Raw genomic sequence first — 25,071 nt, 5'->3', positions numbered from 1 at the left:
AATACATTTCATAAAAACTTGGTGTTCCGGTATCCAGTTTCTGAACACTCTTTCAACCGCGATGCGGGCAGTGCGACGCAACCTTCCTAAACAAGGCATGTAGACAGACATCAAAGGTTTCGTTCCTGTACAGGCAGGTCGTCGATACCTTCCTTAAACTCCTGGGAGGCAACGGAACCAGAACTAAAATAGGCCGACCAGTCAGCGGGACGTGGAGATAGCACGACTTCATTCCCCTGCTTGCGAATGAAGACCTCGGAGGTAGCGAACTGAAACTCTTTCGCAAGCCGGACTGCCTGACTACGATTGTTCAGAAATCTTGGCTGTACGCTTGGCCCAAAACCCAAAAACTAAGCCGCTATGAAGTTGAGAGATCGCCGCCTGCCGTGGTTCTCTGGAACGAGAGAGGAGAGTCTGGAGATGGCGAAGCGAGGACACGGCGAAGAGGAGATTCTGCGAGTGTTGCGGGAGGCGGAGTCTGGGGACACGGTGGTCGAGGTCTGCCGCAAGCATGGGATCAGTCAGCAGACGTTTTACCTGTGGAAGAGAAGTATGCGGGGTTGGGATTGGAGGACCTGCGACAGTTGCGCGATGAGAACGCGAAGCTGAAGCGCCTGGTGGCGGACCTGAGTCTGCACCGGCATATCCTTCAGGAGATCGTCGCAAAAAAACTATAAGGCCTCGTGCGCGACGCGAGCTGGCGGAGTGGGCGCAAGCTGCTGCCCATTCCTTGAGCCAGCGGCGGGCGGCAAGGCTGATTCCGATCGAGCGGATGACCTTGCGCTACACCCATCATCGCGATCCGCAGGAGGCCTTGCGCGTTCGTCTGCGAGAGTTGTCCGGGAGTCGTGTGCGCTACGGTACCGGCGGCTGACGGTGCTGCTCAAGCGCGAGGGCTGGCAGGTGAACGCGAAGCGGATCTACCGGCTGTACCTCGAGGAGGGATTGATCGTGCGTACGCAGAAGCGAAGAGAACGGGCGCAACGGCAACGCGTTCCGCTCGGGCGGGCAGCGCGTCCCAACCAGAAGTGGAGCATGGATTTCGTCGCGCAGAGACTGCCGGACGGACGCTGGCTTCGCGTGCTGACGGTCATCGAGCAGTTCACACGGGAGTGCCTGACGCTGTTCGCCGACAAGGCCCTCAGCGGCGAGAAGGTGGCCGCGGCGTTGGACAAGATCGTCATCCTGCGAAGCACTCCAGAGTCGATCACCGTCGACAACGGGACCGAGTTCGCAAGCAAGGCGATGGACCTCTGGGCCTACAAGAACGGCGTGCATCTGGACTTCATCCGGCTTGGCAAGCCGGTCGAGAACGGCTATATCGAATCGTTCAACGGCAAGCTGCGGGACGAGTGCCTGAACCTGGAGATCTTCTTCACCCTGGCCGACGCTCGTCGATCGCGCTTGCCAGTGGCTCGGATGGGGTCAATTAAGTGTTGATGGATCGGGACACTATAACCCGGTCTGGAGCGAGGACCCTGGGGTAAGGCGACAGCCTGAACGGTGGCATGACCAAGGATCATCCTCCCGACTCTGAGCGGGGATAGGGATGTAACTCTACGGTCATGCGAAGGATGGATGCAAACCAACCAAGCGATTGTGTATGCCGGGAGCAGGCTTAGGCGAAAGCGGGGAAGGGAAGGTCCCTCAGAAGTGCCGGCCTTGAAGCCGTACTGGGGAAAACCCACCGTACGGAATTTTAGAGAGGACGGAGGAAACAGCGGCATCATGCGAAGGCCGCTCAGCGTCTCCGTCCTACTCGGCCATTTAAGGGAGTCCCTCCAAGAAACTCCAACGCGTGAGCCGCCGAGCACACCGGGAGGAGAATCCAAATGGACGAGTATTGACCCCAGCAGGTAAAGCCGCGGGCGTGGCGGTCGGCACGGTGTTCCCGCACCGCCTGCTCGAACTCGTGGCGGGAAAACAGTTGCAACATCTGGCTGAAAATGCTCGATACTCGTGTCAAATGCGCACCTTTTCCGCGCCAGGAAAGTATCGACAAAGGTACATCTTAATACGGTCATAGACCTAGAACGATATCCGGGTATGTCTCAAGGAGTACACCCTCGAGCCGCGTCTGCGGTTTGACGTGCGTGTGTCACTGGGCCAACGAACAGATTAGCGTCCGAGGCAGGAATTCCCAGCTGGCTGAAAAACACCTCGGACATATTGAAATCAGTGTGGACAAGGATCTGTGCTACCCCTCTCTCACTTTGATGGCATTCAGGACTGGAGCGACTTTCATGAAGTTTGGACGGGCACCGACCACGTGAAGCACCTTCACAGTCACCCTCCAATCACAGAAGTTAACGTTAACTGTTCGACTTATTTATGCCGCCACAATGACGTCGCTCCAAACCACTCACGCGCAGACAGAATGCTTCCAGAAGATCTACGCTCCTATCCCAACAGAGTTGGCGCACTGCGCTACCGCCTGCCTTCGCGATCCGTATCCTCGCCTGGTCATCTTCAAGAAGCTGGCAGAGATTGTGAGTTAGTGCTTCCGCGTCTTTCGGCGGCGAAAGGAGGCCAGAAACATCATGTTCCACGTACTCTCGAATTCCGCCATTATCGGTGGACACGATCGCGCAGCCGCACGCGGCAGCCTCGGTTGCTGGGAGTGACCAGCCTTCGGATAAACTTGGGTTGAGGAAAATGGATGAAGCGTTGAGGATCTGCGACACAATGAAGTTCTGCGGTGGATTGCGATTGAACTCAATCCATTTCGGAATCGATGAGTCTGGGCGGTCGGTACTAAAGAACACAGCTTCTAGGTCGCTAAATTTCTCCTTTGCACGGACTAGAGCTCTTATGCCGTCCTCGGACGCCTTTACTTTAGATCGTGAGAAGGCCATAGCCACCCGGCGCGGTCGGTTCTGAATGCTTTTAGTAATGTGGTACTGCGAATGATCGATTGCATTGGGAATGTAAGTTAGCCTGCCCGATCCTAGTTGCTCTCCCAACTCTTTCAGCCATCTGGCGATTACAATCTTGTCAATGGGTAACCGCCAGGTTGCATCGACCATCTCTTTATTCCCGCGCCAGGTTTCATACCCTTGGATCAGGTAACAATGTGTTCCCTTGCGAGATCCGCACTTTTGGATCGACGCGACCGTGTCCCAGCCTGTGGCGAAGAGTACATCGGCGTCTGGGATGTGCTTTTCATGAGAATTGGGCACAAGAAGCATCGTTACCCGTTGATCAATTGGGTGCCACCTAATGGATGGGTGCGAGAATAGTCCACGGACTCTGGTTAGTTGGGAGCGAATAAGCTGTCGAGTTGTAATCGGCTCGGGCGGTCGATAATTGAGATAGAGAGGGTGAACAATAGCCACGGTATGCCCCCGCCGCACAAGTCTGTTTCCGTATTCATAGACGACCTTCGCCCCACCCGAAGGGGCTGACGGCCAAGAGGGCAATAGAAAGGAGATGCGCATGCTCACGAATCCAGCGGAAACACCTGGTCAGACTGGGTAGCCTTAGTACAAACAGGAGAGAAATACTGGTCGCGATCGCGACGAAGGTTTATTGCGGCAGCAAGCACGCTGAGATGACTGCCCACGCACAAGTCCGGATGAAACCGACGAAGGGATTCGGCGCTCAGCTCGGATCTTATCGCGAGCCACGATTCCCGATCTTGGACCAGGGAGCTCATAGCATCAACTAGCTGCTCCCGATTGCCTTGTTGTTTGTAGCAGGCGTGCCGAATCGCGTTCCAATTCACCGAAAGAGGATCACCAAGAGGATTGCCGATGAGGTATCCACGTTTTCCACCGTTCCCGACCTGCTCACGGGCGCCGCCGACGTCGCTGAGCACCACTGGTAGACCTGCGTAGAGTGCCTCCATCGATGCAAGGGACCAGCCTTCAAAAAAGAATCAAGCACAAACCCGTCGGCCAAAGCAAGCAATTCTGCGGGCTTTGGGCTGTAGTTACGCAGGTGAATACGTTCCCGGGCGCGCAAGCTCGCACGCAACCGCAGAATTTGGGCCAAATAGACAGGATCGTCTGCAGCACCGGCGATGAGAAGGTGGGCTTCGGGGTGTCGCGTGGCCACGTCATCGAACGCCACGACCAGTCCGTAGGTGTTCTTCTGCAGGGAATGCCGCGCGAGACATAGGAAAATGTACTCACTCTCGATGCCCCACCGCGTCCGGGCGGCATGCCGGTCTGGCGGCGTGCGATGGCAATCGTCCACGCCGTTCGGGATAGTCAGCACCCGGTCGGCGGGAAACCCCGGATTCACGGTCAAGTATTGTTGCCGAAGCAATTCGCTGACAGCTACGATCGCAGTGAGTAGGCGCCCACGCTCGGCGACGCTCGCCGGATTTGCGTCGAACAGTGAATGCATGCCGTGCAGGGTCTCAACACAAGGAATTGAGAACTGTCTCGCCGCACACAACACCCACATCGGGACGCCATGAACACTTACAACGTCCGGTTTCCAGCGTCGCAGCCAATCGGTGCCAGAACTCTCGCCGAGTTGAACGGTCTCGACTCCAGTTGCAAGCAACTGGCGACCCAGCCTCCCCGTGGGTGCGCCCCCGGGGCCGCCTTCTGGCGAAGCGTGCAAAACTGCTACAGTGACTCCGGCTCGTGCCAAACGCGTGGCGAGAAAGAACACTACTTCGTCCATCCCGCCGGTGTCGAGGCACGAGGTGGCGAGGAGGTATTTCATCCCAATTTCCCTGTGTATCGGCTCTGGGCTGCCCCCCGCAGAGCAGCTCTCGGTTCCGCTCGTACTTCCAACGACGAGCACCCCTGCACACCGTTTTCCTCTCTGTCGTACCTGCTGGGGGCATCTATTGTGCTGCCGCAGTTCAAGAACAACGGAGTTGACCAATCCGGAAGTGCAACGCTGGAAACTTCAAATTTCACCGCTTTTCTCAAAATCCTACCCACGGCACGCCGGAGCGGCTTTGGCAAGGGCAGACTGCAGCGCTGGGCAGCTAACACCAGCCCGTCAACGATCCTCAGATACCGCAAACCCCTCAATGTGATCCCCATGACATTCTACAGACCGCCTTGCCGGCTCTTTCCGAGAGCGCTCTGCAGGATGTTCCACACTTGCAGTCCCACTGCTCGTTTGCACTGGAATTTAATCCAGGGCCATGTCATCACAACCTCCCAAGACGTGCCCAGGGCGAAATCGCGCAGCTGCTCCAAAGCCTCGTTGTCATTCTCGTTGAACGCAGAACTGGCAAATCCGACCGCGTCAGAGGCCAGCAACCGGTAGATACGTCTGCGGGTACGGGTGGCATGTTGCAGCTGCGTGCCGACTTCGCGGAAGAAGTAGTCCAATGCAAGCTTTCGCTGCTCAAGATCCGCAAGGTGACTGTAGGAGTTCGACATATTCCCACAATGGCGGCGGTAAACTGCTTGGTAGGCGTTGACAAAGCCCACTGATCCCTGCGCGGCTAAGCGCAACCACATTTCCATGTCGCCAGTGTGGGTCAGCTCAGGCCGGTATCCGCCAACTTTCTTCTGTACACTCGTGCGGACAACAGCCGTCGATGCTCCGACGATGTTAGTAGCGCCACTAAGCCTTATGAATTCGGGCGCTGTTAGAGCCCGGTATTCGGTGCGCTGCGAGAGAACTCCCAGCGGTCTAACAGGAATTGTGTTGATGCCATCATCTCCGAGCTGAATCAAATTACCGAATGTGAAGGTCACTTCTGGATGCTGATCCAAAAGGCGTGATGCCCGCTCAAGCGCCCCGGGGAACAGGTAATCGTCGGCAGAGAGAAGCAGGGTGTACTCAGCAGCTGTCCACTCAATGCCCTCGTTATAGGTGTAGATATGTCCTTTGTTCACGGGGTGACGCAGAAACGTCACCCGGCTATCGATCTTTTCAAGGTCACGACCTATCTCCGGGGTACTATCGGGAGAGGCATCGTCGATAATCAGCACTCGAGTGTTGTCGAGGATCTGGCTGAGAACGCTATTCACGCACTCTCGGAGGAATTGACCATAGCCGTAGCACGGAACGATAACATCGACCGAACTCATTCGCGGGCGTCCTTTGCGGCACATTGACTGCCGTGCGACTTTAGTTTGTTACTCAGCACTTACTCCGGCTCTCTTACGTGCTTATGCCATACGCAGGCCGTGCCGAAATCAGCTAGCGCTGGCAGGCGACGTAACGCGACATCATTTTACCAGCATAGCGATTCGGTCCTGGCCCCACATCCGTACAGCACGCCAGGCAGCCAATCGCACGATGCAATGCACTGCACCAAGTACGCTAGCAGTAATGTATCCGACAGCACCCGATGCTTCCGCCAATGCGGGTCCCAGGTGCGCTCGATCATGCGGAATCCTGTCTGGGGCGCCGTCCTCGGATCCATGATCGACGAGGATAACTTCTTCGATCGCCATGGTTTGCGAAAGAAGGCTCTCCACAACCGCTCTTATACGGTGAGCGCGGTTGAATATAGGTATTGCGTACTTTGACGATCCCCTAGGCATAATGACCGGCACGGCAGAGGGAGGACCAGGAGAAACACGAGCATGGGCCGGCGCAGAGACTGACAACGTGGAAATCATTGCCAGCAAGCACCACCAAACGAGTGCGATTTGATCGAAGTAGGAAATGCCAAAGAACGCCACGACATTGACAAATAATGCCGAACCCAGGAACCAGGCGAGTAGCGCCTTGCCGGTCTCCTTTCTCCAATGCGTAAGCCTGCCCATGGACTTAAAACCCCAAACGATGACGGCAAGAAACACGGCCAAAGGAACAACCCCGGACGTCACACCGATCGCGACATACTGATTCGCATGGTCCCACATATCCGGACCCCATTGCGCAGTACTTCTTGCCCCCAGAAGCCACCATTCTCCGGCATTGCGGATAAATTGATCAACAAGATAGTAACGATGAAAGCCCGACGATCCCCCAATCAAGTCGACTCGTTGGATCAGCGCCCAGACCGGCACCTTCATCAAGATTTGCAGAAGGACAAGCGTTCCTACCAACGCCCAACGCAGGATTCGCATATGCATCCGCATGGGCCACATTGCTAGGGCTAGGATTCCGCATGCATATGCAAGCAGCGGCGTGCTGGATGCGGATGCAATGACAATGACAGTAGCAGACAGAAAGCCTATCGTCGCCATAAAGCGTCTTTTCGGCGCCTGCACCCAGAGAGCGGCAAACAAAGGTACCGAAATGGCGCCGAACGTGCCCGCAAGCAGCGGATGTTGGAAGCAGCCCATAGCTCGAGGCCTCCGAACCGCCCCTCGCGCACGATGAGTGAGGCCCGTTCAAACGCTCTTTCGCCTCCCAACAGGCTGTAGAGGTTACTCCTGTGATCTGTTCATAAGCCATCAGCGTGGCTATGATTGCGCACAGGTAAGCGAGAATCTTAATTGCCAATTGGACATCACCCTCGGTGCGTATCATCGAGCGCATCAGAAAATAGGCGCCGAGCGTCGTGTAAACCGTGCCGCACCGATTGATAATTGCTTCGCTAGAACCGCTCCACAATGTGATGTAGTCGATGGCATCGATAACCGCGAATAAAGTCACCAACGTGTCGAGGCGATTCCAAGCGCTCCCAAGGATCGCCACCCCGGATGTGAGTGCTGTGACGATAACACGGAACCACGACGCAAGGATAAGCCAGCGAAGCATCTGGAAATGAAGTGGACCCATCACGGATACTTGGTCCATGGGAATCAGAATGCTAGCAGTTAAGAAGGGAATAATTATGCGCTTTCGCGGCAAAACAAAAATCAGAATTACAGCGATCACTACCGCGCACCCGACGAGTGGATGAACGTAGCTATGATGTGCAGAAAGGTCCGGATTCATTGGTGTGACCTGCCCCCGATTTCTAACCACCGATAACTGGAGTTTCTCCGTTTTGGTTTTGCTTTGAGATTATGACCTCCCCGGAAAACTCGACCAGTGGAAGCTGGAGTTCTCTCGTAATCTAAGCGGGAGGACGAACGATGAAGAAGAACCGGTACACGGAAGAGCAGATCATCGGGATATTGAAGCGGCATGAAGCCGGGGTGAAGACGGCGGACTTATGCCGGGAGCACGGGATCAGCGCGGCGACGTTCTATAGCTGGAAGTCGAAGTTCGGCGGCATGGATGTCAGTGAAGCGCAGCGGCTGAAGGCGATGGAAGACGAGAACCGTGGTGGCGAGCTGAGTCTTCACGGCGAGGCGCTGAAGGCGGTGATCCGAAAAAACGGCTGGAGCTTGCCAGTCTAAGAGAAGAAGTTGCGTTAGTCTCGGTCGGGTTCCGGCTGAGCGAACGCACGGCCTGCAAGCGGTTGGGTATGGAGCGGTCGAGCTACCGATATGAGCCTCGACCAGACCGCAACATCGCACTGCGCGAGGAGTTGGTGAAGCTGGCGCGGCAGAAGCCTCGCTACGGCTACCGACGGTTGCATGCGTTGCTGAGTCGTCGCGGTCACGAGTTGAAACGTGAAGCGTGTCTACCGGCTCTATGTCGAGGAAGGTTTGGCTGTCCGGCGCAGGAAACGCAAGCGGCTGGTGCGGGATCGAGGTGAGCGCCGGGCAGGGAAGCAAAATTTTATGAGTGCCTTTTGTGACTTGCGCAAGCCTTGATTTCATTGGGTGCACGATTTATCCTCAAACTTACCATCTGTGAAACGTTTGCGAAACCTCCATCGAGCAAGCTCCGTGGTACTCCAAGCCTAAAAGGCCCGTGTACCCTTGCATTCTCTCCATGCAAGGGTACATAGTAGACCCTCAGGGAACTAAAATCTGTGGCCGAAAAGAACGAAAGTCTCGCGAGCGCCTATAACCGCATGTACAGTCAGGCGCACTATTTTCGGTATCATTCCTTCCTATACCGCAAATGCGTTAAATCCATCATCCGAAAAACTGGACTCCGGCGAGGGGCGCACGTGTTAGATGTCGGCTGTGGTCAAGGGGACTTTTCTGGGTTATTCGGGCATCTGGGATTTCAGGTCGTCGGAGTAGATTTTAGTGCGGAAGGCATCCGCCAAGCACAGGCAAAATACGCAGCCGACAACGTGCGATTCGAGGTAGGAGACGGCTTACGGCTCCCGTATCAAGGAAAGTTTGATGCAGTTTTCGTTCGAGCGTTGTCGCTCTATAATGTGCCGGGACTGGAAGGTACCAAAGATGTGACCGATGCCTTGCTCGGCTACCTGAAGCCAGGCGGCGTTTTGATCTTCGCCTATCCGAGCAACCAGTGCCCATGGCGGAAGCGCAGCACATGGATTTGGCATTCGCTTGCCGACACGCGGAGGTGCTTTGTGGGCTACCCTAACGCCAAAGTCTACTACACTATACGAGCACTTCCGCTGCCGTCTTTTCTGGCAGTCCTTGTCAGCAAAATGACGGGGATTGGTGGGGAACTGGTGGCGTTGATCTGCCGTGCAAGTCGCAATGCACATACAGGGCGCGTGCCCCCGAGGGCGGCGACGGGCTTCCGTGATCGTCAGAAGGCTCGATGCGCTGGCGCAACACGACGCTGGTGGGGTGAGGGGGCTTCTTCATTATCGGGCGTAACTCGTTAAGGCGTCCCGTGACGGAAATCAACCTAGGCGAAAACGATTACAATCGCCGGATATAACGGTGAAACTCCTTGCTTCATGTCTTCTGGTCGGTTGAGAAGGATAACCGTACGGTCGATCTGAACGGCGGGCTACAGGCGCAAATGCTCTTCTTGGGCCGGGACGCGAGCAGCCCGCGTCCGGTCGCGGCGGCAATTAAAATCACGAACATCGGGAAAGATAACGTGTTCCTGTTCTTCTATGGGTCGCTGTCGGCGATTGGGATCGAGCGCAGGAACCGCGTCTGATCCGTCCCAACCAGGAGTGGGCGATGGACTTCATCGTCGACGGCCTGGCAACCGGGAGGATGGTCCGCATCCTGAGCGTCGTCGATGCCTACACGCGCGAGTGCCTTGCGCTGGAGGCGGATACCAGCCTCGGTTCGGGACGCGTGACCAAGGTGCTGGAGCGGCTGATCGGAGAACGCGGCAAGCCGGAGATTCTGCGCTTGAACAGCGTACTAACACAGGAAGGAAAAGCTGGAGAGAAGAGAAGGTTCCCTAGCATCCCGTATGGGATGTTCTTGATGACGACTGTACCTCCAAGTGGCTTCCACGAGCAAGGGCTGAGCGTTCGACCATAGCGACACGAGATCTGCCGAGGGTGCGCAGTCTCCACTGTACTCAAAATGAAATCTCAACCAAGTGGAAGGCCGGATCATTATCTACGAGGTCCTCACGGCCTCGACGGCCCAGGTGAAGCGGCTCTTCCACTTGGCGCCGCTGCTTCATAGAAGCAGCGGAAGTCGGTTCCGGTCTTGATGATCCCATGGGCCACGCGAGCCATCTTGGCAGCTACGGCGACATACGCCATGCGCTTGCGGTCGGCACTCAGGGGATCACGCCGGAGATATCGTTCGAACTTGTCTCGGAAGCTGTTCTCACGCAGACGCACGGCCACGGTGGCGGCCATCCAAAAGGCGCAGCGTAGGCGGGCGTTACCGTACTTCGACAGCTTGGTGGTTCCCCGGAACTGGCCCGACTGCTGGGTCGAGAGATCGAGGCCACAGAACTTGAGGAACTGACGATGGTGATTGAAGCGACGCAGGTCACCGGCTTCGGCAAGGATCGTGAGCGCCAGGATGGGACCGATGCCCGGTATCTGCTGGAGACGTCGGAAATCGGCGTTGTCCTTGAGATGACACGCAGCTCGTTGTTCCAGCTGATCACGTAACTGACAGAGTCGGATCATCTCACCGAGCACCACTCGGAACATGGCAACTGCTTCTGAGTCCATCTCAACCGGGATACCGATCGAGGACTGAGCAGTACGGTAGATGTCTTCGAGCAGCCGCTGTTTACTGACCTTGCGTCCGACAACCGTCCACGCTTGCTGGACAAAGTCTTCCATCGAGAGGCGTGCAATCAGAGCAGGCGTGGGGAAGACCTGAAGGAAGACTAAGAGCCACTCAGAACGTGAGGCATGATAGTACCGCTCGATCTCCGGAAAGTAGAGCGGCAGGTAATGGGTCAAGAGCCGATGCTGCGTCCGTGTCTTCTCCAGCGAGATCTGAGCATAGGTCAGCGACAGCTCCTGAAAGTCATGGATCTGGTTCGTGAGCGGGTCATGGTAGTGCTGAGTCACGCCAGTCTTGAGCAGATGAAGCAGGACTTGGGCGTCCTTTGGATCATTCTTGTCCCAGGAGTTATGCATCGCTTCACGGGTACGGGCCACGGCTAAGGAAGCGATCAACTCCAGATGGAATCCTTCGCTCTCAGGAAGTGGGCAAGTGGCCGATGGTAGTTGCCGGTGGCCTCGAAGACGACCCGCACGGGATGCTTCAGGCCATGGAGGTAATCGGCAAAGAGCCGGAACTCGGCCGCAGTGTTGGGCAGAATCAGGCGCTTGCGGTTCTTCCATCCCGGCGCTTCAATCAAGACATCGTGACGCAGCTTGGCGATATTAATGGCTACCAGAACCGCTGGCGTTTGAGTAGGCTGGACAAGGGACATGGCTGGTTCTCTCCTAAGTGAAACTAGGCATACGTTCAGCTTAGGAGCCAGCCATGGCCCAGGAAGTCGGATCTCGGTCGCTACGCTCCCTCGACCCGACTTCCTGCCTTCCTCGGACTCTTCCTTCCAAGTGCTTCGTGTGGTGCTACGGCCCGGAGTTCACTTCGCGGCGCATGCTGGGCTGGGCCGAGGACTGGAAGGTCGGGCTGGTACACATCCAACCCGGCAGGCCAATGCAGAACGGGCACGTCGAGAGCTTCCACGGGCGACTGCGCGATGAGTGTCTGAACGCCAGCTGGTTCCGCACAGTCAACCATGTACGAAGCACCCTGGCTAGCTGGCGGCGCCAGTACAACTGCGAGCGCCCGCACCGCTCGCTCGACTACAGGACGCCGGAGGAGTTCCGGCAGAGAGCAGGCTATGCAGATGTGGAAAGCAGAGAACGCTTCCCACATCCGCACAGCCTCGACTACGACGGCTGCGACATAATCTCAAAGCAAAACCAAAACGGAGAAACTCCAGTTATCAGTGGATGAGAAATCAGGGGCAGACCCCGCTCACTGAACCATCCCCGTCAATTGGGTGGGCGTACTTGGCCGAAGACCCCCAAATTGGAATGCTCCTCTGCTTGAGGTTCGCTGTACTCCATCGGGATCGACATTGTATGGAGAGGGCAGTGTGGTCCATGTATCTGTGTCGTTTGCAAGATGGTAGTCGCCTGACGCCAAGTTGACGAATGGATTGGCACTCGCAACTTGATCGTGAGCTCCCGTCGGCCAGTTCCACGAGACAGAAGCGTAGTTATAGTCGTAGGTGCCGGAAGGGGTGCCGTTGAACGTATCCGTGGCCGCGTTGTAGAACAAGTTGTTCGCAATCTGCCATCCGCTCGTAGACCCGCCGCTAGGGATGGAGAGGCGAACATCACCGTTGATGAACGTATTGTTGTATATCTTCCAGTTGGTCAGATGCGTGGTTCCGGCAGAATCCATAGTCCCAAACGCGCCATTCCCACCACCAGCAGTCGTGCCAATGTTGAAAAAAACATTTCCGTAAATCTGCATGTTGTCTTCAGTAACCCCGTCACCACCAGCCATGACTAATCCGGTTCCTGCATAGCCGTTGAAATAGTTGTAACGAATAGTAAGGTTGTCAGCACCCCATATCGAAAACTGTTCTCCGTGGTGAGCACTGGAACTCCAGTTAGTATCAAAATAGCTATACTCAATAATCCAATTGTTGATATTGTCGCCAGCCGGATGAAATGCATTCTCACTTCCGTGAAAATAACAGTAGGACCACGTATTATTTATCGAAGCAAAGTCATCCGATTCATAAACACCGAACTGCTCAGTGTCCGTTCCCGGTCCCGGTGTCATAATCTCTACATTGCGAAAGGTGTTATTAGTTGCTCCTCTGGTTTGAAAGCCGATCTGAATTGCATAATTAGGGGCTGTTACTCTGAAGCCTAGATTCGATTTAGGCCATTTGGTTGCTCCCGGCGTGATTCCGTCAAGAGTGTAATAACTCTGAGTAAAAATCCAACCATTAGTCCATACTGCTTGGGTGGTCTCAAAGGTAGAGTTCCATCCAGCGATGAGATCATCCCGGTAGGGGTAGCACTAGAGGCTTTGCGAATGGTAATCAGGGTTGTCCCGCTTAGTGCGTCGGCAAACGTATGGCCGCTGCTATAGGTTCCGCCAGCCACAACATACGTATCGCCACGAACCAAGTTTGTCGGTAGCGAAGTGTAGGCATTTGTCCAGTCTGCCCCGGATCCGTTTCCAGATGCTCCAGCTGTGACATAATGATTAGCTGCTACTGCGGAGGTCGGGCTGCCGAAGACGGTTACGGCCGCCAATACCATCAGTGATGGTATGCCAAAGACTTTCTTGATCGAATTCAATATTTCACCCTCACTAAAGATGGAGTAATGGTTTGCCCGGGATTTCCGGACGCCAAAGGACGCAGTTCTGCTAAACGAGCGGGAGGCAGGGTGGGCCGAGGGCCACACTAGATGGCAGAACAAGGTTGTTAGGTGGTTAGTTGTTCGCACAGAAGTGCGAGCAGATTGAAGAATTGTTCAAAGCACCTTAGAGGGGCCCTCCAAATCAGATTCGTTAGACATATGGAGGCAGAAAGCACAACATGGTCAATTAAGCAGAAGCACGTAGGTTGCCAAACCAATAGCTAGCCAACATCGATTGGAGAACAAAGACTTAGAGTACTGATCCCGGTTTAGGGGATCGGACCATTGCGGCGCAATGTGCAAGGTGTTGCGCAAATTCTGCCAGTCGTACTGTAAAAATTGCTAGGTTTTTGACATCGAGCAATTTCGGCGCAAATTGTTTTGAAACAGGGTTGCAGGAGATTTCGAGTTCCCCAATATCGGATTTGGTAGTGATCAACACGGCCATCACGTTAATTGGTGATCTTCAATTGGCGGGATCAATACATCCAAAGTGTTAGACTAGACCCCCGCCCATAATTCGATACCTGACGTTCTGCACAGGAGCGAATGTGAGCGAGTCATACTTCCTCAAAACGTGCTCCAATACAATGAGGCTGAACAGAATCTTGTGGTTGTCGGCCCTGCCATCCTTATGTTCTTGAAGTCGATCGCGGACAAGGGAAGGCCTAAGGTACCGAAAAATCAGCGATTCTTTGCTCGCGAAAACCTCCTCCATCCAAGGAGAGGCGGAATTTCGAAACCATCCGTCAACAACATTCGTAGCAAATCCTTTCTTTTTCCGTTTCAACAGCGACTCAGGAAGGAACTGCCTGGCGACTCGCCGGTGTAGCCACTTTCTAATTCCGTACCGTACTTTAAAGGACCCGTTAAGCCTTTCTACATATTCCACGACCTCCTTGTCAAGATACGGCACGCGCAACTCCAGGCCGTGCGCCATCGAGAGCTTATCAGCGTACAAGAGCAACTCGTCCGGTAATGAGGATCGAATCTCAAGAAACTGCAACCCGCCAAGGTCGTCTACGTCCTTCATGAGAGGCCGCAACTCCCTCCAAACTTGTGGGATTTGGTCGCAACCATCGTGCAGTACACCATCCTGAAACAGGAGCGCAGGGTGACCTCTGGTAATACCGAAAACACTTGTTGGTATCGGGCCAGGGGATCTTCAATTTCCAGCGAATATGCTGACCTGAAAAAGTATTCATTGCGCTTGCCCCACGCCATCATTGCTTTGATTCGTTCCCTAATGGGCTTCGGAAGCGCTCGCCAGTAGGTCCCATACCGAACACCCAAATGACGAAGATACCCCCGAACAACTCATCAGGCCCCTGCCCCACAAGGGCCACCTTTACGTCTTGACGCGCACGCTGGCACACGAAATACATAGGGAGGATCGACGAGGTAGTGACCGGTTCCTCGAGCGCCGAAACCACAGATTCGAGGTTCTGTTCGAATTGTGTCAGGCTCATTTCTATGCCGACATTCGGTGCGCCGAAATGTGCGGCAGTACGAGCCGCGTCTGACAGTTCATCTTCATCGAAATCTTGGCCATATCCAATCGAATACGTTCGCAAGGAACCGTGGGTCCGCGATATCAATGCGAGCAGGAGCGCCGAATCGATCCCACCGCTGAGCAACAGGCCTACAGGAACATCGCTGATCAGATGTCTCTTGACTGCTTGAGTGTAGAGGTCCAGAAGGTCGGCTTCTGCTCGGCGATCACTGGGCATCAGATCAAACGGACGTGGGGCAAACTGCCACCAACGCTTTAGCGTTGGCTCCTGTCCCTCTTCAACTGTTAGAAATGTACCCGCCGGTAATTTATAGATTCCGTCCAAAATCGTATCTGGCGCAGGAACATACCTGTAACGAAGAAACGATTCGATCGCATCAGGATTGACCGAGGCCTTTCGGGGAAGCGCAGCGAGAATGGCTCGAATTTCCGAGCCAAAAAACAGCCGCCCTTCTTCGATAGCGTAGTACACGACCTTGATTCCCATTCGGTCTCGGGCGAGCAGCAATCTCCTGCGCGTAGCGTCCCAGATCGCGAGTCCGAACATCCCATTTAGTTTTCCTAAAACATCGTCAGCCCACTCTGAATATCCATGTACAATTACCTCCGTGTCGGAGTTCGTGTGAAATCTGTACCCCCTGTCCTGAAGCGTCTTGCGCAATTCTTTGAAGTTGTAGATCTCCCCATTGAAAATGACCCACACGGATCCCTCGTTATTCGTCATCGGCTGATGGCCGCCCTCGAGGTCAATTATGGACAATCGGCGGAATCCAAACCCTATATTTCTATCGAGATAAAACCCTTCATCGTCAGGACCACGATGGACCAGAGTATTAGCCATCGGGAATACATCTTCGATAACGACCCTGCGGTCGCTTGAAAAACTAAACTGGCCACAAATTCCGCACATACTTCCTCACAGATTGCCTTCTATATTCTAGAGACGCTTCGCTCACTTCGCTTTTGTTGACCTATGCTTGGAGTTCCTTGCGCCAAGGCCATAGGGCACGCTTAATTTTGCGGTGCTGCTCTGCCCGAAGATATGACACGACTTCGGGTGGCAACAGGGTTTTCTCATTACCAAACTTAGACCGGAAAAAACCTAGCAACCCAAACATGCTTCTTAAACTTGGTCGCGGGAGGCTCAGGCGGTATGCACTACGGAGACAATAGAAGAGGGTGCTGTACCCAAGCCTGTTATACTGAATACCCTCTTTGTAAGAGGCTCTCCATGAGTTCCCATGCGAATTTCCCGTGGGCCGCTGTTCAAACACTGGATTATTTGGGATCTTGCGGACAGACCAGCCGTTCATCCGTGCCGTAATCTCTGCCGCCGCATCGATACCGCCACCTTCCAACGGCATATACCCGCCGATCTCCTCGAAGCACGCTCGACGGAACAATTGGATCGCTCCGCCTACGCTGTCATTCGTGACATCGTCCGTCATGTACCGCGAACCAAAGGGGAGATAAATTGTGCCCCTGCGATGCCCAACTGGGAATCCTCGGCAAATGCAGAAATGATGTTTGCATAGTAATCAGAGCTAATCGTGATGTCGGCGTCGAGATTACCGATCAGATCGTAGGAAATATCCATCAATAAAGAACGGCTAGCATTGAACGCTTCAACTTTACTCGCAAAGCTACGGATATTTGTATGGGAGCGCCGCCTGATGAGCCGTATAAAGTCAAAGTCAATGGAATATCTAGTTACTATTTCTGATGTTTCGTCGGAAGAGTGGTCATCCACAATGACCCACATAATTGGCTTGTGCGTCTGTGCGAGGATGGACGAGATCGTCTTTTCGATGAACCTAGCTTCGTTTTTTGCCGGGGTAACTAGGACGTACCTGAGATTCGGCATAACATGACACCGTCTTTCATTGAGAATCGCTGGAGTACTTATTGATGTATAGGTGCCGCACACAGGCTAGATGCCTTTTAAGCCGCAATCGAGTCTCGCAGTTCCGAGACCTTCTGGCAAAATATAATATAGCGACTACACCCGCCCGCCAGGCATTCGCAAACCAGAGCAGCGCCCAGTAGCACCAGCAGGACAGCAGACCATGATATTTGCGCCAGTATTGGAGATCCGCACGTTGCATCTGAACATAACAGAACAACGACGCCTGTTTGCTACTTCCGCCTCCATAGTGCACTGTCTGCGCTTCGGGAAAGAAGACGATTTTCCAGCCGGCCGCCCGAAAACGACGACACCAGTCAAGATCCTCTCCGTACATCCAGAAACGATCATCGAGTGGACCCACCTGCTGAAGCGCTTCGCGCCGCACCAGCCAGAAGCAACCATTGAGGATTTCGACCTCGCGAATGGCATCGTGTTGAAAATCACCCATCAGGTATCCCGCGAAGGTCCGGGATCGCGTAGCAAACCTGTCTAGTGCGAGCGCTCGGCAGAGCTGGTTCCAGAGCGTGGGTTCCCGCATACATGAGCGTTGAATCGCTCCGTCGGACCCGACAATCTGCGGCCCCATCATGCCCACCTCTCGATGCTCCTCCAGGTATTGCAGCATGTTGCGAAAGCAATCACTTACCACAACTACGTCGGGGTTGATGAGGAAGATGTATTTCCCATGCGTAACTGCTAATGCTAGATTATTTCCTCTCGCGAAACCAAGATTAGCTCCGCTTTCGATGAACACCACATCTGGATAATTGCGCCGAATCATCTCCGAAGTGCCGTCGCTTGAGGCATTATCAACGACGATGATTTCGTGACGATACGAGGACAATTGGTCACGTAGGGAGTCGAGGCAGTCGGCAAGCATCCGCTTGCAATTCCAACTCACGATTAGAATCGAGAGCTCGGCAGTCTTCTGAACTTCTGGATCAGATCTAGTTGACACAGGCATGATTCTCCGCCGCATTCGGAGCGGAAGTCCCTCTGGAGCAAGTCACCAAAGGTACATCGGTCCAGCCAATCCCGGTTCCAGAATGAACACGCAGCAGCAAACCGGGCAATCTTTCGCCCGGAGGCGCATTGTCCTCGAGACGCGGCACTTCTACTCCGTCAATGGTTTCGAATCGAACCGATCGGCGGACTCTGAACCATCGAACTACGTCTCTGGCATTCGCAATCCACGCGCTCCTGTTCCTGATATTGTCCAGAATCCGTATGTACGTTTGTTCCCAATGTCTCTCGGGCGCGATACTCCTATCGTGCCAGTTGATCGATACAACACCGCCGCATTCCTCCACGTGGTTCAGAATGTCATTAATCCGTCGATCGGCATCGCAAGGCTTCAGGTTCAGATACCCGGCGAGGAATAGCGCCGTATCCATGATGTGAAGTGGTAATTCAAGGAGCCGAGTCGCTCCGAGCGGCTTGTACACCTGAGTCGTACCAGATCGAAAGCCCACTGTCTCGTTGTACCCCACTGTGGAGTCGTACTCGGCTCCCGCAAGTTCGAGGTTCTTCGGTGTTTCAGAATCGAAAAATAGCCAATGCATTCGCACGCCAAGTTCCCGAATGCCAGTTGCCCGGCGAATCTCATCGAGTTCCAGTCGACCTTTGATCGGATCATGCCACGCATCCAGTCCGTGAAGCCCAACCTCACACCCTGCGGACACCAGTTCTCGGAGCTGAGTCTCTATGTCGCGAGCACCATACGCCGTAGCGCGGCCTTTCGGAGCTTGGCGAGACCCCATCTGGCCCGGATCGCCCTTGAAAGGAATCACAAAGAACGTCGACTGCATACCTTGTTCATGTTTCAGGTAGCCATCGAATCGGCGCCAAAAGTCATCGGCCAGACCCAACAGAACGAATGGCAGCTTCAGAACCGCCAACCAGTTGTGGAGCATGTTCCTAATCGACATCCGTCCTTGAAGCGAGCGGATTGGAGATCGCACCAGTGCGCGGTACAGGAAACCCAGTAGAGTGCGGCCGCAATGGTGCAACCGAATTGCCGGGTGATCAACGTCGTGCGTCAAACACGCAATCATTCGGGCCCCTTCCGGCACTGACGGGATCTCAATTAGCCTGGCTCCATTGCACACGATGAGTTCACGGAGAACACGAATATGCCATTCGAGAGTCGGCAGAGCTGCGTTACAGATTGGCTGCCCTGTCGTAAGGAGAGTATCGATTTCAAAAAACAAATCATATCCAACGCCCAACGTTGTCTGGGCTCCGCCCTCTCGATATGCGGCCGGTTGCAACGAGTCCGCCTCTCGTATTGAACAGAGGCCGTTGACAGAAAATGTCGTGATTACGCCGTAGATCGGAATCCGCGTGCCTCGATACAAGAGATAACGGCAGTCCTCTCGGGATGATCCGCTGTCCAGTGATCTGACCGATGGACTATGAGCGTCACGGTTGCGAAATATTACGATGAGCCCGGCTGTTACACCTTCTAGATTGCAAGTTTCATCGCAAATCAGAACGTCGTAATGCTTTTGAGACTCGTAGCCCTCCCAAGGAGTCTTGAATAGTTCAAAGAACTCGCGGATCACAGCGAAACGGCTTTTGTCTGCAACTACGCCAATCATTGTCTAAGACTCGACGAACTCACATCTCCCTGGGATGATGTCACTAAACCTTCACTCAACGGTTACACGCGTGAGCCACTTCTTCGACCCCGTTTTTGTTAAGGAGATCACTGACCAAATCAACAAGCCGTCGTCGCTCGATACGCCAATCGTGCTCCCGGTAGACTACTTGGCCACGTTCCGTGATTGCGGAGGCGCCGACGGGATCTGCATGGACTTCCAAAATCTGCGCTGCGAGTTGTTCGGCACTCCCCGCATCGAAAAAGTGAAGAGAACCAGGCGCGAAATAATCCTGAATTCCGGGGTATTGGGAGCAACTACTGGTCTGCCTAGCGCCAGATATTCGAAGATCCGAGTCGGGGTATTAATCTTCGTGAATGCGTTTTGCCCGTTTGGAATCACGCCGACGTCACACCTCTGTATGTCGCTCACCAACTCTTCCAATTTTCTTGGCCCACAAAAGCGCACCGCTTCCTTTAGGCCTTTCTGTACTGCGTATTCCTTTACTTGTTCTAGATACGGAGTCGCCTTCCCGTATACATGCAATTCAGCCGCGGGAAGCGTCTCTCGTACTCGTGCGAGTGCATCTACTGCTAGCTTTAGCCCATTTCTCTCGACAAGAGAGCCATGGTACATAATGACGAAGGGTTCCCGCTGCGTGCGTTCCAGATAAGACGCCGCACTATGAAAAGGAAAGATCTCGTTATCAGGAGAGTTCATGACCACGTCGATCTTGTCGGGCGGGCAGCTCCTGTTGCCGAATAAGCGCTTACATCCGATGTTGACGGTGATCACGAGATCAGCACAGCTCATGCTCCACTTTTCCAGCATCTTGATCATTCGGAGTGCGGGGCTCTTCTCGTCCAAGTCGAAGATTGCCGTCATCAGTTCGGGCATGGGGTCGTGCTGATCCAGAATAACCTTCGCACCAAGCCACTTTGGGAAGAGTGAACAGAACACGAGCATATCGGGCATGTTATGCACATACACGAGATCGTAGCGCCGCTCGAAGGAGCGTCGGGTCAGGATCATAGCAGCAATGAACGTGAAAGCGAGATATTGGTAGATGTATGAAAAGAAACCCCGGCGATGGTGTTTGATCGGGATCCGTGTGATTGTGAGATGATCGATCATCTCACGCCCAGGTGAGCCTTGCTCGGTCTCGCACAGCAGATCTACGCTCATTCCTTCTGTGAGAAGCGCGTCGACTGTACGGCGAGGACGGGGGTCAGCGGGGTAAGGCGAGAATACCACCATGGCTGCGTGTTTCCCAGAGAGCCGAGGATTTGTGGTTCCCCGTCCGACACAAGTCGCACTCATATATCGCTCAGTTGCCAAGACCACCCATTCCCTCATTCCCTAACCTTGCGTGAGTGGATCTAAAACACGTGTACCAGCACGGATAACTGCGGAATCTCTCCCTTTGTCATACTCCCGATGGATCTTCATCATGTTGGAGTTCACAATCGCGCTTAACATCTCTGAGTCGTCGAACTTGCGCAATATCTCAATGTTCGGCATTACACAGTGTCCGCCGATGATGCCCGCAAAATAGTTAACGGGAGGAAAATACTTAATTTCGCTATAAAAGGAGGTTACTTCGTCATAGTCGACGCCCGCTCTGGCACAATATCTCTCTACTTCTTGCGCCCAGCCGATAAGCAGACCGAAGTACGTGGTTTCGGAGAGTTTCGCCAATTCTGTTGTCTCTGGAGAGCCAACTACCTGGACATTTAACCCAATTGATTCAAAATGCCGGACAGCACTCTCAGCTGATTCCGAATTAAGCGCTCCCACGAACTTAGTGTAGGAACGTAAGTCCTTAATCATCTGCGCGTGTTTGCCGCGGATGGGACTGTTCACAACTTCAGTTCCGGTACGGTCGGCAATCGCGCGCGTTGTTCCTACAGCAACGGTGCTATTGATCACTGTGAGACGGGGCTTGAAAAGGTCGATATAGCGAGCAGTTTCGCCGACGAAATCGCTGATTTGGAATGGATAACAAATGTGCATGACCTCTACATATGGAGGCGGTTCTACTAGTGTGACATCCACTCCGGTGACTTCAAAGTGCTCTGATATGAGTTGCATCAGGGGCGCTCCAATTTCACCAAGGCCGATTACAACGACACAATTGCTTGAATTCACAGCGTTCACCTCCTAGTGATGATGCAGCGTAGCGCGGTTTCCGGTAGTTGTTCGAAGCCAGTCACACGTATTCTATTGATTCTCGGGTGGCTGGAGTAAGTGTTGCGAGATCATGATTACTAGCAAAGCCCAGTCCCCAGCTCTGGCATCGTTGTGGGCAGCGACGCTGTTCAGGTTCGTGGCTACGCTGTCGGCAGGGCTATAAGTGCACAAAAACGTCGGTGATCTCTTGAGATGTTAATCGAGAACTAGTCTTGCTTGTGCCTCTAACAATAGCGCGAGACTCGTCGGAGCGATCGTATGCTTGCTTTGGAACATCGCGTAGCCGCCCATAGTGGCCGGTCCGTAGCTCCCTCTCCGCTTCTCGAAGCAGAATCCTATCCACGCCGTTGACACCCAATGGGTGAGGGTCTTGGACTTGATCTCTTTTTTCGGGCATCGACACTGACAGCGTGAAAAACATCTCAATGCCCCATTTCGCCATATCTGCAATGAAGGAACTGCGACTCCAGCACATTGCGTCGGCATCACAAAGCCGAGTTTCGGAATGTGCGGATTGGCTGAAATATTTGTGATCTCTCGCTTGCTATCATCAACGTATACGCCAGACTGGAAGAGTGCCAGGTCAGGCTCATATGCGTCATAGACGCGCTGATAGTCGCAATTGGCCAAAAGCACGGTCGCGTTAAAAAATTGTAAAAGGCACTTGTACTGTTCATGCAAGTGCAGACGTATAAATTCGGCTCTGTTGGGCTGATCCCACCGGAAAAACACTAGAGCCTGTTATTAACTTTGTTCCGGTTGAGTCGAAGGTGTGAGGGAGCGACGTCCATCTCGCGCAAGATGCAGTCATGGCGAGTGGAGGCGGCTATCCAAGTGATGTTGAGGAGTGGGCATTCGTGGCGCCGTACTTGGCGCTGTGCCGCGAAGATGCCCAGCAACGAAAATACAGTCTGCGGGAAGTGTTCAACGGTCTGAGATACGTGGTGCGGACCGGGGTCCAGTGGCGGATGGTGCCCCATGATTTGTCGCCGTGGACAGTCATTTATCAGCAGGCGCAACGGTGGATTCGAGCCCAATGCTTCCAGGTCATGATCGAGGACTTGCGCATGCTGCTGCGGGAGTTCGCCGGGCGCAAGCAGCAACCGACAGCCATGGTGCTGGACAGCCGTACGCTGCAATCGACGCCGGAGTCTGGTGCGCGAGCCGGCAATGACGGAGCCAAACGGCGCAAGGGATCGAAAGTTCATGCGGCGGTGGACACCCTGGGCCATTTGCTGGCCTTGCATGTTACGCCGGCCAACGAGCAAGATCGTGAGCAGGTGGAGAAGCTGGCCGAAGCGGTCCGCAGATCACCGGTGAACATCTGGAGCTGGCGGTTGTTGATCAGGGTTACACCGGAGAGGCCGCACAGCAAGCGGCGGCCTCCCGTGGCATCGAACTGGCGGTGGTCAACATACCTAGGCTAAACGCGGCTTTGTCCTCCTGCCCCGTCGTTGGGTGATCGAGCGCAGCTTCGCGTGGGCCGCACGCTTCATACGCCTCGCCCGCGACTACGAACGGATGGCGCAGACCTTGGCAGGATGGCATTATGTGGCTTTCGTCTGTCTCATGCTCGCTCACCTATACAGATTGCTGACAGAAGTTAATAACAGGCTCTAGCTTTGGCTTGTACTTATCACACATGAGAGCAATCGACCGAACGGCCGTCCTTTGGACGGAGTACGGAGGTTAGTGTCACGAACAATCGTCGAACATGGCCAGGAACGCGCTCTAAGGGAACGAGCCTAAGCAGAACCCGCATGGAGTAGACGGCGCTCGCGATTGTAGCCAACATCCCGATGCCGGTCGCCCACAAAACCGGGACAACGTAGAATCCGCCAAAAACGAGTCCCATCAGCGCGAGAAAGGCTACAGTGTTTTGCGCGTTCTCCCTCGACCACCGAAAGCCCGTCATCCAGCGGGAGATTGGATATATGAGAAACAGATGGAAGACGTAGGATCCAAAGAAGGCAATGCCGGCTCCATTCAATCCAAACCAGCGCAGGCAGAGCCAGGCGAGTGCGATAGCTACGACCGTCCAGGAAAATTCGGCCAGAAAGAATAGCTTCTGATTCCCTTTGGCCACAATGATGAAACCCATTGGCCAGGTAACCACTTGAAGCGCGTTCCCCAGGCAGATCCAGCGCAGAAGTTCTGCTGAGGCTCCGAATTTGGCTGAGTAGAACAGCATAATCACGAGCGGGGCAAAGGTGAGCGTCGCAAGCACACCCGGTCCCGCCAGAAGAAGCCCAATGAGGGTCTGTTCGTTCACCAAGCGGTTGGCTTCGGGGTGGTTGTGGATGCTGGCGGTGAGGCGCGGGTAGAAGTTGGCGCCCATGGCTCCGAGAATGAAACTAACGTATAGTCCGCCTAGCGTCCATGCGGTCTGGTAAAGCCCGGTCGCCTCAAATCCGACCCGGCGTAACACCATGATTCGCACCGCATAGGCAACCCCCATGGTCATCAAACCGCTTGCCATGAATGCTGAGCCCAGCTTTAGAAGGGCGGAAGCCTCCTGCCGAACCTGAGAGAGCGTGACATGTGCGGGCTGAGTATCGATCTTGCGACTGTACCACCAAGACGTTAGAATGCTCATGGCCGCGACTACAACGAGCGAAGGCGCCACACCTTTCTGGCCGAAGAAGTAGACCAGTGGGATGCCGGCGCATAGTCCGAAGAACGCTCCCAAAACGTTCATCTTGGCAAGGTCGGCAATGCGTCGCATGCCCTGGATCAGGGCCCCCTGCCCGCCGGACACGAGGCCGAAGAAAACGGCGATAGACAACAGGGATACAGCCGCCGTGTGTTCTGTGCTGCCAAAGGTTAACTGGGAAATCTGCCGAGAGAACGCCAGCAGCAAAGCCGCGCCGAGCAATCCAAGAATGATGGCTGTCCGTCGAAGAACCGCTGCGGTTTGAGCGATCCGGGCTTTGTCATCCGATCCTGCCGCCTCGGCAATCTGGCGGACGCCGCTGCTGTTGATGCCCATGCCGGCGATGCTCTGAGTAAGGTTCTGAATGGACCCATAGAGACCAAACAGTCCGAAGCCGGCTGGACCAAGCAGCATCGCCATGGCCTTGATGCGTACGATACCAATCACGATATTCGCCACTTGAGAGCCGCCGATCAGCGCGGAAGACTTGAGAATCTCGTGGTAGCTTTCATTCGCTTTCATCGCGATCCGGACCGCACTCGGCGCCGGCCGAGCAGGCGGAGTTTGGAGATCGCTTGGGACAGCGATGCCTGAACAGGTGCAATCAGGAGCTGCCACCTCGCCGTTATCACGGACGGTGATCGGAATCATTTGAGCAGCACGACCAGGAGTGGAGTCAGATATCAAAGCGGGGTGGGCTACAGTCATGTCCTGCTGACGACGGGACTCGAG

Annotated in this window: 22 protein-coding genes and 3 pseudogenes; 9 read left to right on the top strand and 16 right to left on the bottom strand. The window is 54.5% G+C overall.

The window, feature by feature from the left end; genetic code table 11:
- Positions 1-110: 110 nt before the first annotated feature.
- Positions 111-347 carry an antitoxin gene (locus RBB80_RS12390; RefSeq protein WP_433968468.1) on the bottom strand — a complete coding sequence of 79 codons (237 nt, stop codon included), beginning with the start codon at positions 345-347 and terminating at the stop codon, positions 111-113.
- Between the two features lie 13 nt (positions 348-360).
- Between RBB80_RS12390 and RBB80_RS12385 the strand changes: the two are divergent.
- The 3 genes and pseudogenes from RBB80_RS12385 to RBB80_RS12375 form a co-directional block, all read left to right on the top strand.
- Positions 361-510 (top strand): annotated as a pseudogene (locus tag RBB80_RS12385) (hypothetical protein); the annotation flags it as partial.
- 29 nt (positions 511-539) lie between these two features.
- Positions 540-677, top strand: coding sequence for a hypothetical protein (locus RBB80_RS12380; RefSeq protein ID WP_433970158.1), 138 nt, complete (start codon positions 540-542; stop codon positions 675-677).
- 199 nt (positions 678-876) lie between these two features.
- Complete coding sequence (locus RBB80_RS12375; RefSeq protein WP_433968467.1) at positions 877-1,440, top strand: DDE-type integrase/transposase/recombinase; 564 nt, start codon at positions 877-879, stop codon at positions 1,438-1,440.
- Between the two features lie 301 nt (positions 1,441-1,741).
- Here RBB80_RS12375 and RBB80_RS12370 read toward each other — a convergent pair whose 3' ends face one another.
- The 5 genes from RBB80_RS12370 to RBB80_RS12350 all read right to left on the bottom strand — a co-directional run bounded on the left by RBB80_RS12370 (position 1,742) and on the right by RBB80_RS12350 (position 7,217).
- On the bottom strand, positions 1,742-1,966 hold the full coding sequence (locus tag RBB80_RS12370) for a DUF4372 domain-containing protein (RefSeq protein ID WP_433968465.1): 225 nt from the start codon (positions 1,964-1,966) through the stop codon (positions 1,742-1,744).
- A 346-nt stretch (positions 1,967-2,312) separates the two neighbouring features.
- Positions 2,313-3,188: a glycosyltransferase family 4 protein gene (locus RBB80_RS12365; protein WP_433968463.1), complete on the bottom strand. Its 876-nt coding sequence runs from the start codon at positions 3,186-3,188 to the stop codon at positions 2,313-2,315.
- Between the two features lie 532 nt (positions 3,189-3,720).
- The gene (locus RBB80_RS12360; protein ID WP_433969640.1) at positions 3,721-4,635 is read right to left on the bottom strand and encodes a glycosyltransferase family 4 protein; all 915 of its coding nucleotides are present in this window, start codon (positions 4,633-4,635) and stop codon (positions 3,721-3,723) included.
- A 377-nt stretch (positions 4,636-5,012) separates the two neighbouring features.
- Positions 5,013-6,008, bottom strand: a complete 996-nt coding sequence (locus RBB80_RS12355; RefSeq protein ID WP_433968461.1) for a glycosyltransferase family 2 protein — start codon at positions 6,006-6,008, stop codon at positions 5,013-5,015.
- A gap of 141 nt (positions 6,009-6,149) precedes the next feature.
- Positions 6,150-7,217, bottom strand: a complete 1,068-nt coding sequence (locus tag RBB80_RS12350) for a glycosyltransferase (RefSeq protein WP_433968459.1) — start codon at positions 7,215-7,217, stop codon at positions 6,150-6,152.
- 738 nt (positions 7,218-7,955) lie between these two features.
- On the opposite strand from RBB80_RS12350, the gene RBB80_RS12345 reads away from it, so the two are divergent.
- From RBB80_RS12345 to RBB80_RS12330, 4 genes are all read left to right on the top strand, one after another.
- Positions 7,956-8,222 carry a transposase gene (locus tag RBB80_RS12345; protein ID WP_433968457.1) on the top strand — a complete coding sequence of 89 codons (267 nt, stop codon included), beginning with the start codon at positions 7,956-7,958 and terminating at the stop codon, positions 8,220-8,222.
- A 521-nt stretch (positions 8,223-8,743) separates the two neighbouring features.
- Positions 8,744-9,523, top strand: a complete 780-nt coding sequence (locus RBB80_RS12340; protein WP_433968455.1) for a class I SAM-dependent methyltransferase — start codon at positions 8,744-8,746, stop codon at positions 9,521-9,523.
- A gap of 68 nt (positions 9,524-9,591) precedes the next feature.
- On the top strand, positions 9,592-9,807 hold the full coding sequence (locus RBB80_RS12335; protein ID WP_433968453.1) for a hypothetical protein: 216 nt from the start codon (positions 9,592-9,594) through the stop codon (positions 9,805-9,807).
- The gene (locus RBB80_RS12330; protein ID WP_433969639.1) at positions 9,804-10,142 is read left to right on the top strand and encodes a DDE-type integrase/transposase/recombinase; all 339 of its coding nucleotides are present in this window, start codon (positions 9,804-9,806) and stop codon (positions 10,140-10,142) included. The genes RBB80_RS12335 and RBB80_RS12330 overlap by 4 nt, the downstream gene beginning before the upstream one ends.
- Positions 10,143-10,234: 92 nt before the next feature.
- Here RBB80_RS12330 and RBB80_RS12325 read toward each other — a convergent pair.
- A pseudogene (locus RBB80_RS12325) lies at positions 10,235-11,511 on the bottom strand (IS110 family transposase).
- A 53-nt stretch (positions 11,512-11,564) separates the two neighbouring features.
- Between RBB80_RS12325 and RBB80_RS12320 the strand changes: the two are divergent.
- Positions 11,565-12,047, top strand: coding sequence for an integrase core domain-containing protein (locus RBB80_RS12320; RefSeq protein WP_433968452.1), 483 nt, complete (start codon positions 11,565-11,567; stop codon positions 12,045-12,047).
- A 21-nt stretch (positions 12,048-12,068) separates the two neighbouring features.
- On the opposite strand, the gene RBB80_RS12315 is transcribed toward RBB80_RS12320, so the two are convergent.
- The 8 genes from RBB80_RS12315 to RBB80_RS12280 all read right to left on the bottom strand — a co-directional run bounded on the left by RBB80_RS12315 (position 12,069) and on the right by RBB80_RS12280 (position 21,644).
- The gene (locus RBB80_RS12315; protein WP_433968450.1) at positions 12,069-12,887 is read right to left on the bottom strand and encodes a hypothetical protein; all 819 of its coding nucleotides are present in this window, start codon (positions 12,885-12,887) and stop codon (positions 12,069-12,071) included.
- Positions 12,888-13,973: 1,086 nt separating this feature from the next.
- A complete protein-coding gene (locus RBB80_RS12310) occupies positions 13,974-14,510 on the bottom strand; it encodes an asparagine synthase-related protein (RefSeq protein WP_433968448.1) in 537 nt (178 codons plus the stop codon).
- Between the two features lie 190 nt (positions 14,511-14,700).
- Positions 14,701-15,900, bottom strand: coding sequence for an asparagine synthase (glutamine-hydrolyzing) (gene asnB, locus RBB80_RS12305; RefSeq protein ID WP_433968446.1), 1,200 nt, complete (start codon positions 15,898-15,900; stop codon positions 14,701-14,703).
- A gap of 534 nt (positions 15,901-16,434) precedes the next feature.
- The gene (locus RBB80_RS12300) at positions 16,435-16,854 is read right to left on the bottom strand and encodes a glycosyltransferase family 2 protein (RefSeq protein WP_433968445.1); all 420 of its coding nucleotides are present in this window, start codon (positions 16,852-16,854) and stop codon (positions 16,435-16,437) included.
- Between the two features lie 16 nt (positions 16,855-16,870).
- Positions 16,871-17,860 (bottom strand): glycosyltransferase family 2 protein, encoded by a 990-nt coding sequence (locus tag RBB80_RS12295; RefSeq protein ID WP_433968444.1) that lies wholly within the window; start codon positions 17,858-17,860, stop codon positions 16,871-16,873.
- Positions 17,844-18,824 carry a hypothetical protein gene (locus RBB80_RS12290; protein ID WP_433968443.1) on the bottom strand — a complete coding sequence of 327 codons (981 nt, stop codon included), beginning with the start codon at positions 18,822-18,824 and terminating at the stop codon, positions 17,844-17,846. The genes RBB80_RS12295 and RBB80_RS12290 overlap by 17 nt, the downstream gene beginning before the upstream one ends.
- A gap of 837 nt (positions 18,825-19,661) precedes the next feature.
- The gene (locus tag RBB80_RS12285; protein WP_433968442.1) at positions 19,662-20,753 is read right to left on the bottom strand and encodes a glycosyltransferase family 4 protein; all 1,092 of its coding nucleotides are present in this window, start codon (positions 20,751-20,753) and stop codon (positions 19,662-19,664) included.
- 102 nt (positions 20,754-20,855) lie between these two features.
- Entirely contained in the window at positions 20,856-21,644 is a 789-nt protein-coding gene (locus RBB80_RS12280) for a hypothetical protein (RefSeq protein WP_433968441.1), read from the bottom strand.
- Between the two features lie 851 nt (positions 21,645-22,495).
- Here RBB80_RS12280 and RBB80_RS12275 point away from each other — a divergent pair.
- Positions 22,496-23,306: pseudogene (locus RBB80_RS12275) on the top strand (IS5 family transposase).
- A gap of 16 nt (positions 23,307-23,322) precedes the next feature.
- Here the strand turns inward: RBB80_RS12275 and RBB80_RS12270 are convergent.
- Positions 23,323-24,861 carry an O-antigen translocase gene (locus RBB80_RS12270; RefSeq protein ID WP_433968440.1) on the bottom strand — a complete coding sequence of 513 codons (1,539 nt, stop codon included), beginning with the start codon at positions 24,859-24,861 and terminating at the stop codon, positions 23,323-23,325.
- Positions 24,862-25,071: the final 210 nt, after the last annotated feature.

It is taken from the genome of Tunturiibacter gelidiferens (assembly GCF_051013345.1).
GTDB lineage: Bacteria > Acidobacteriota > Terriglobia > Terriglobales > Acidobacteriaceae > Edaphobacter > Edaphobacter gelidiferens_A.
Note: the sequence above shows the minus strand (reverse complement) of the source record. Positions and strands in the feature narration are given on the sequence as shown.